The sequence below is a fragment of the Allobosea eneae genome (assembly GCF_042657265.1).
GTDB classification, from domain to species: domain Bacteria; phylum Pseudomonadota; class Alphaproteobacteria; order Rhizobiales; family Beijerinckiaceae; genus Allobosea; species Allobosea eneae.
The window spans coordinates 1-7743 of record NZ_JBHSLW010000109.1 but is presented as its reverse complement, the minus strand read 5'-3'; the positions used below and the strand labels follow the sequence as shown (position 1 = coordinate 7743).

Sequence of the window (7743 nt, the reverse complement as noted above, 5' to 3'; positions counted from 1 at the left end):
ATCGCGACAGCCCGAAAGCTCGTCACAATCCTCAACGCCGTCATCCGGGACAGACAACCATGGCGCGAACAAACCGCTTGACCAACAAGACAGTCGCTCATCCCACGGAACGGCTGGCGCAGCCAGTGAACTTTCGGTGTTCAGCCTAGGCGATAATGCCGGCGCAGTGTTGCAGCGCACCTACAGTCGAACGCTGAAGCCGGCGCTACTGTGAAATGGGCTGTTCCCGGCATCCCGGCCGGGCGCTGCCTGCCGAGTGCCCGCTTGCCCATGATCCGCCCGAACGCCCAGACGCCCCTCGATCCCGCGACCGACGCCGCGCTGCTCCTGCGCCGCCTCGGCTTCGCGACGCTGGCACTCGCTCTGCCGCTGGCCTCATTGGTCTCGCGCCGCGCCGCCGTGGTCCTGGTGCCGATCGGCGTGGTGCTGCTGGTGATCGCCGCGCTGATCGAGGCGCCGCGCTGGTTCGCCGGCAATGTCAGGGCCTCGATCTTCAGCCGCGCCGGGCTCACCCTCTGGGCGCTGGTCGGATGGGCCGTGCTCTCGCTGATCTGGAGCCCCTATACCGGCTCGGCCACCGAGAAGGCGGCCAATCTCTTCCTCGCCGTAGCGCTCGGCTTTGCCGGCGCGGCGGCGCTGCCGGAGCGCATGCGCGCCTCGAACCTCAACCTCGCCGCGCTGGGTGCCGGCACCGCCGCGATCTTCGCACTCGGCCTGCTCCTGACCGAGGCGCTCGGCCCGGTCGACTCGCGCACGGCCAACGCTGCCGGCAGCGTTGAGCGCGGGATCAGCGTCGTGCTGATCATGTCATGGCCGGCGCTCGCCTGGCTCCTGTCGCGCGAACGCGGGCTGACGGCGCTGGGGCTGGCGCTCGCCGTCGGCCTGCTCGCATTGTCGCGCATCGAGGACGGAGAGGCGATGGCGATGCTGTGCGGCGCGATCGCCTTCGGCGCGGTCAGCGCCAATCGCATCGTCGGCGCCCGGCTGATGGGCGGGATCATGGCCGGGCTGATGCTGCTGGCCCCGCTTCTGCCCTTCCTGCTGCTGCCGTTCTTCCGGCTCTCGCCGGCGGTGTTCAGCACGGTCGGCACCGGGCTCGACATCTGGGCCGACATCATCTCGATCCGCCCGTTGCAACTCGTCACCGGCCACGGGCTCGACACGGTGCTACGCGGGCGCACCACCGGGGCGCTGCCGCTGGAGGTGCCCACCACAATCCTGTTCGAGACATGGTATGAGCTCGGCTTGGTCGGCGCGACGACGGCAGCGCTCTGCCTCTATTTCGCGGTCAGCGCCGCCGGCCGCATGCCGGGCGCCCTCGCGGCCGGGGGCGTCGCAGCCTATGTCACCGCCTTTGCGCTGGCGGCGCTTGGCTTCGCCTCGTTCCAGACCTGGTGGCTGATGACATTGACCGCCGTCGCCCTGCTCTTCACCGCCATCGCCCGCGGGCAGTACCGCACCGAGCGACCGGTGGCGCCACTGGGCCGGCGGCCGAAGGCGCCGAGCGTGCCGGCCGCAGAGTAGGCAGCAGCGGCCGTCATTCCGGGACAGGCCGATAGACCTGGTCGCAGAAGCCACGAGCACGACGCTGCGCAGATCGACATGCTCGCCCTTGTGGCGCGCATACAAGTCTCGGAAACGGCCTTCGACCAGCAAAGACGTGGATGGTCGGCACAAGGCCGACCATGACGAAAAAGGTGTTGCTCATGGGTTCCGGGCTCGCCGCTGCGCGGCGCCCCGGAAAGACGGTGTGTCCGAGCGCCTACGCCGCCTCGCGGCCCGCATTCACCGCATGGCAGGCGACGCCGTCGATCACCGGCGGGTTCTCGATCCGGCAGCGGTCGAAGACCAGCGGACAGCGCGGATGGAAGGTGCAGCCCGAAGGCGGGTTGATCGGGTTCGGGATTTCGCCCTTCACACCCTCGTGCGCCTTGCCGATCATGGCGAGGTCGGGCACCGCGTCGAGCAGCATCCTCGTATAGGGGTGGCGCGGTGCGGCGAAGAGCTGCTTTCCATCGGAAACCTCGACGAGGCGGCCGAGATACATCACGCCGATGCGGGTCGCCATATGCCGGACGACCGCGAGATTGTGGCTGATGAAGAGATAGGTCAGCCCGAACTTCTCCTGCAGGTCGCGCATCAGATTGAGGATCTGCGCCTGCACGGAGACGTCGAGCGCCGAGGTCGGCTCGTCGCAGACGATGAACTCGGCATTGGAGGCGAGCGCGCGGGCAATCGCGATGCGCTGGCGCTGGCCGCCGGAGAATTCGTGGGGGAACTTCTTGCCGTCGTCGGGATGCAGGCCGACCAGCGAGAGCAGTTCGCCGACGCGCGCCTCGATCGGCGCATCGCCCTGGATGATGTCGAAAGCACGGATCGGCTCGGCGATGATCCGCCCGACGCGCCAGCGCGGATTGAGCGAGGCGTAAGGATCCTGGAAGATCATCTGGATGCGCCGGCGCAGGCGCTGGCGCTCGGCGGAAGCGGCCTGATCGGACATCGAGACGCCGTCGATCGAGACCGTGCCGCCGGACGGGTGCAGCAGTCCGACCACCATACGCGCAACCGTCGATTTGCCCGAACCGGACTCGCCGACGAGCGCGAAGGTCTCGCCCTTGCGAATGTCGAAGGAGACGCCGTCGACGGCCTTGAGGAACTGCTTGTCCTGGCGCTCCAGCACCCGGTTGAGCCAAGGCTTGGAGACGTCGAAGACGCGCTTGAGGTCACGGACCTGGACGAAGGCTTTGTCGCTCACGCCGCGATCTCCGTCTTGCCGCTCGGCACCTTCGCCTGGTCGTAGAGATGGCAGGCGACCTTGTGGCCGCCGACATCGATGAGTTCCGGCCGCTCGACATGGCAGCGGGCGAAGACCTTGGCGCAGCGCGGATTGAAAGCGCAGCCCTTCGGGATGTTGGAGAGCCGCGGCATCGAACCGGGGATCTGCACCAACCGCGCAGCGTCACCCGTGATCGAGGGGATCGCGCCCATCAGCCCTTGCGTATAGGGGTGGAGCGGCTGCTTGATGACCTCGCGTACCGGACCGATCTCGGCAACGCGGCCGGCATACATCACGGCGACGCGGTCGGCGGTCTCGGCGATCACACCCATATCGTGGGTCACCAGCATCACCGACGTCCCGCGCTCCTTGCAGAGCCGCTTGATCAGGGCGATGATCTGCGCTTGCACGGACACGTCGAGCGCCGTCGTCGGCTCGTCGGCGATGATGAACTCCGGCTCGGCGCAGAGCGCGAGCGCGATGACGACGCGCTGGCGCATGCCGCCGGAGAATTCATGCGGATAGCCGTCGATGCGCCGTTCGGGCGCCGGAATGCCGACCTCGTCGAGCAAGGCGATGGCGCGCTTGCGCGCATCGGCCGCGTTGAGATCAGTATGGGTCTGTATCGTCTCGATCAATTGCTCGCCAACCCGGTAGAGCGGGTTGAGGCTGGTCAGCGGGTCCTGGAAGATCATGCCGATGCGCTTGCCGCGGACGCGGCGCATCTGCTCGGGCGGGAGATGGTCGACGCGCTCGCCGGAGAGCACGACCTTGCCGTCTGCGATGCGGCCGGGCGGATCGATCAGTCCGATGATCGCCGAGCCGGTGACCGACTTGCCGGCGCCGGATTCACCGACGACGCCCAGCACCTCGCCGCGGGCGATGTCGAAGGAAACCTTGTCGAGCGCGCGCAATGTGCCGCGGCGTGTGACGAACTCGACGGTGAGGTCCTGGACGGAGAGGACTGGTTGGGTCATCGCAGCTCCGGGAACGCGAAGGAAGGCAGGCGGCGTTTCATCGTCACCTCAGTTTCGGATTGAGCGCATCGCGCAACCAGTCGCCGAACAGGTTGATCGAGAGCGCGAACAGGATCAGCACGAGCGAGGGGAATAGCAGGATCCACCACTCGCCGGAGAACAGGTACTGCTGGCCGAAGCGGATCAGTGTGCCGAGCGAGGGCTGGGTCGGCGGCATGCCGACGCCGAGGAAGGAGAGCGTCGCCTCCTCGATCACCGCCAGCGCGAGGTTGATCGTGGCGATGACCAGCACGGGTCCGGCGACATTGGGCAGGACGTGCTTGAGCATCACCGGCCAGGCCTTGAGTCCGATCAGGCGGGCGGCGTCGACATAGACCTTGTTCTTCTCGACAAGGGTCGAGCCGCGCACGGTGCGGGCATATTGCGCCCAGTTCGACAGGCCGATGGCGATGACGAGGACGAGCAGCGTCATCTGCTCCTGCGCCGCCGGCGGGATCAACCCCCGCGCCACGCCGAAGACGAGCAGCGCCACCAGGATCGCCGGGAAGGAGAGCTGGATGTCGGCGACGCGCATGATCAGCGCCTCGGTGCGACCGCCGACATAGCCGGCGACGAGGCCGAGGCCGACGCCGAGCACGAGCGAAAACAGCACCGAGGCGGCGCCGACGATCAACGAGACGCGCGAGCCGTAGAGGATGGCCGAGAAGATGTCGCGGCCCTGGCCGTCCGACCCCAGCCAGAACACCTTGCCGGTGATCTCGTTGGGCTGCATGGGCCGCGAGAAGCCGTCTGAGAGGTCGAGCGAGGACGGGTCGAACGGGTCGTAGGGCGCGATCAGCGGCGCGAAGACGGCGGCCAGCACGAGCAGCAGCGCCATGATGCTCGCCATCACCGTGATCGGCGAGGAGCGGAAGGAATAGACGAGGTCGGAATCCCAGAAGCGGGCGAAGCGACTCGGACCTTTGGGAGGTGCGGAAAGCGTCGTCATGCGCTGCCCTCCGTCATTCCGGGGCGGCCCGCAGGGCCGAACCCGGAACCCACGACCGCGTGATATCTAACCAGCCGAATTTCCCACGTCATCGGCAAAAACAAGACGGCTCGCCCGGTCGTGGGTTCCGGGTTCTTCGCTATGCGAAGCCCCGGAATGACAATGGAATCGCTCGTCATTGCCACCTCACTTCGCCGGAACCATGACACCGCCGCGCAGGCGCGGATCGAGCGCGACGTAGACGATGTCGACCAGCAAAGAGGTCAGCACGAAGACGAAGGCGACGAAGAGCAGATAGGCCGACATCACGGGAACGTCGACGAACTGCACCGCATTGACGAAGAGCGCGCCGAGCCCTGGCCACTGGAACACCGTCTCGGTGACGATGGCGAAGGCGATGACGCCGCCCAATTGCACACCGGCGATGGTGATCACCGGGATCATGGTGTTGCGTAGGGCATGGCGGAACTCGATCTTGCGCTCGGGAATGCCGCGAGCTCGGGCGAAGCGGATGAAATCGGCGCGCATCACCTCCAGCATCTCGGAGCGGACGAGGCGCATCACCAGAGTGAGCTGCAGGAAGCCGAGGGTCAGCACCGGCATGACCAGTGACTTTAGGCCGCTCACCGTCAGCAGCCCGGTCGACCACCAGCCGATCTGGACGGTGTCGCCGCGCCCGAACGACGGCAGCCAGCGCAGCTCAACGGCGAAGATGTAGATCAGCCCGATTCCGATCAGGAAAGTCGGCAGGGAAACACCGATCAGGGAGACCGACATGACGAGATTGGCGATCCAGCTGTCGCGGCGGATCGCGGCGTAAACGCCGAAGGCGATGCCGGTGACGAAGGCGAAAATCGCCGAGAGCACGGCGAGCTCGACGGTCGCGGGCAGGCGCTCAAGGATCAGCGCGGAGACCTTGCGGCCCTGGCGATAGGAAATGCCGAAATCGCCGCGCGCCGCATCGGCGACGAAACGCGCGAATTGTAGCGGCACCGGATCATTGAGGCCCAGCCGTTCAGTCAGTTCGGCGCGGTCCTGGAGCGTCGCTTCCTGGCCGAGCATGTTGACGACGGGATCGCCGACGAACCGGAACATCGAGAAGGCGATGAAGGCGACGGCGAGCATCACCACCAGCCCCTGCATCAGCGAGCGCAGGATATAGGCGAGCATCGCGTCTTGAACCCCTTATACGAATGATAAGTCGCGGGGCCGTCTTGGCGCGGCCCCTGCGACAGGTTGCCGGCTCTACGAGCCCTTGAACGAGACCATCTTCAGCTTCGGCTGGTTTTGGACGTCGACGGGCACGTCGAGCGTCGAGTTCATGCCATAGCTGAGCGTCTGGTGGTGGATCGGCAGATAGACCGTCTCGTCCTTCAGCTTCGCCCAGATCTGGGCGATCGTGGCGTCGCGCTTGGCGATGTCGATCTCCTTGGAGAGCGACTGGATTTGCGCGTCGACATCCTTGTCGGCATAGCCGGTCGCGTTCCAGCTGCCCTGCGAGCCGGTGCGGCTGTGATACATGTAGGAGAAGACATAGTCGCTGTCGAAGGTCGGGACGCCCCAGCCGACGAGGTAGAACTCGGTCTCCGGCGGGTTCTTCTGGATCAGGTTGAAGTGGATCGACTTCGACTGCGAGACCAGGTTCACCTTGACGCCGATCTGGCCGAACATGCCGACCGCTGCCTGGCAGATGCCCTCATCGTTGATGTAGCGATCGTTCGGGCAATGCAGCGTTACCGAGAAGCCGTTGGGGTAGCCGGCCTCGGCGAGCAGCGCCTTGGCCTTGGCGACGTCGGTCGCCGGCGCGGCGTCGAGCTCCTTGGTCCAGCCATTGGCGAAGGGCGGCAGGATGACGCCGGTCGGGATCGACTCGCCGCGCATCACGACGCGCTGGATCGCCTGGCGGTTGAGCGCCATGTTCATCGCCTGGCGGACGCGCTTGTCGGCGAAGGGATTCTTGCCCTCGACATTGTCGCCCTTCAGGTCCTTGGACGCGACGTCCATGCCGAAGAAGATGGTGCGGTTCTCGGGGCCGGTGGTGACGCGGACCTTGGGCTGGCCCTTCAGCCGGGCGATGTCCTGCACCGGCACGTCCTGGACGAGATCGACCTCGCCGGAGAGCAGCGCCGCGATGCGGGTCGCATCCTGCTTGATCGGCACATAGGTCAGCTCGGTGATCTCGAGCGGCACCTTCGCCTTGGCCCAGTAATTCTCGTTGCGCTTCATCACCGTCTTCACGTCGGCTTCACGCGTGACCAGGACGAAGGGGCCCGTGCCGTTGGCATTGCGGACGGCGTAGTTCTCTTCCTTGTTCTTGAAATCCTGCGCCTTGGTGGCGTTGTTCTTCTCCGCCCAAGCCTTGTTCAGGATGCGGATGGACGAGGTGTTGTTGACCAACAACGGGTTCGGACCCTTGGTCTTGATGCGGACCGTGAGGTCGTCGACCTTCGAGACCTTCTCCACCGAGGTCAGATAACCCTTGAAGTCCGAGGTCGGCTGCATGGCGCGTTCATAGGAGAACACCACGTCGTCGGCGGTGAAGGGCGAGCCGTCATGGAACTTGACGCCCTCCTGCAGCTTGAACTCCCAGGTGGTCGGATCGTCCGGCAGCACCTTCCACGACGAAGCGAGCAGCGGATGCAGCTTTCCCGCATGGTCGCGCTCGGTCAGGGCCTCATACATGTGCTGGACGACCGTGGTCGTCAGGCCTTCGTTCTGGCCATGCGGATCGATCGTCAGCGCATCGCCGGCGGAGGCCCATTTGACCGGCCTCGCTTCGGCTGCGCCGAGCGCCAGCACGGAGACGCCGAACAGCGCGGCGGCAAGCGTAAGATTACGCGATTTCATCGGAATTGACCTCCCAGTCGCGGCCCGATCGCGGGCCAGCCGAAGCGCCGGATGTTAGGCAGTGTGGACGGATTGCCGCATGCGTCTGTTCGAGGATTCCTCTGACGCGGATTGTCTGATTCATGGAGAGCCGACTGATTTGGAGGTCGGCGATG

Annotated in this window: 7 protein-coding genes; 2 read left to right on the top strand and 5 right to left on the bottom strand. The window is 66.0% G+C overall.

The window, feature by feature from the left end; all coding sequences use genetic code 11:
• Both ACFPOB_RS30040 and ACFPOB_RS30035 read left to right on the top strand, forming a co-directional pair.
• The coding region (locus ACFPOB_RS30040) for a hypothetical protein (RefSeq protein ID WP_377801828.1) at positions 1-214 on the top strand (214 nt) is incomplete at its 5' end.
• 50 nt (positions 215-264) lie between these two features.
• Entirely contained in the window at positions 265-1524 is a 1260-nt protein-coding gene (locus ACFPOB_RS30035; protein WP_377801827.1) for a peptide ABC transporter permease, read from the top strand.
• A gap of 238 nt (positions 1525-1762) precedes the next feature.
• Here ACFPOB_RS30035 and ACFPOB_RS30030 read toward each other — a convergent pair whose 3' ends face one another.
• The 5 genes from ACFPOB_RS30030 to ACFPOB_RS30010 form a co-directional block, all read right to left on the bottom strand.
• On the bottom strand, positions 1763-2755 hold the full coding sequence (locus tag ACFPOB_RS30030) for an ABC transporter ATP-binding protein (RefSeq protein ID WP_377801826.1): 993 nt from the start codon (positions 2753-2755) through the stop codon (positions 1763-1765).
• Positions 2752-3753 carry an ABC transporter ATP-binding protein gene (locus ACFPOB_RS30025; RefSeq protein WP_377801825.1) on the bottom strand — a complete coding sequence of 334 codons (1002 nt, stop codon included), beginning with the start codon at positions 3751-3753 and terminating at the stop codon, positions 2752-2754. The genes ACFPOB_RS30030 and ACFPOB_RS30025 overlap by 4 nt, the downstream gene beginning before the upstream one ends.
• Before the next feature lie 43 nt (positions 3754-3796).
• The gene (locus ACFPOB_RS30020) at positions 3797-4741 is read right to left on the bottom strand and encodes an ABC transporter permease (protein WP_377801824.1); all 945 of its coding nucleotides are present in this window, start codon (positions 4739-4741) and stop codon (positions 3797-3799) included.
• Between the two features lie 186 nt (positions 4742-4927).
• Positions 4928-5911 carry an ABC transporter permease gene (locus ACFPOB_RS30015; protein WP_377801823.1) on the bottom strand — a complete coding sequence of 328 codons (984 nt, stop codon included), beginning with the start codon at positions 5909-5911 and terminating at the stop codon, positions 4928-4930.
• A gap of 75 nt (positions 5912-5986) precedes the next feature.
• Complete coding sequence (locus ACFPOB_RS30010) at positions 5987-7588, bottom strand: ABC transporter substrate-binding protein (protein WP_377801822.1); 1602 nt, start codon at positions 7586-7588, stop codon at positions 5987-5989.
• Positions 7589-7743: the final 155 nt, after the last annotated feature.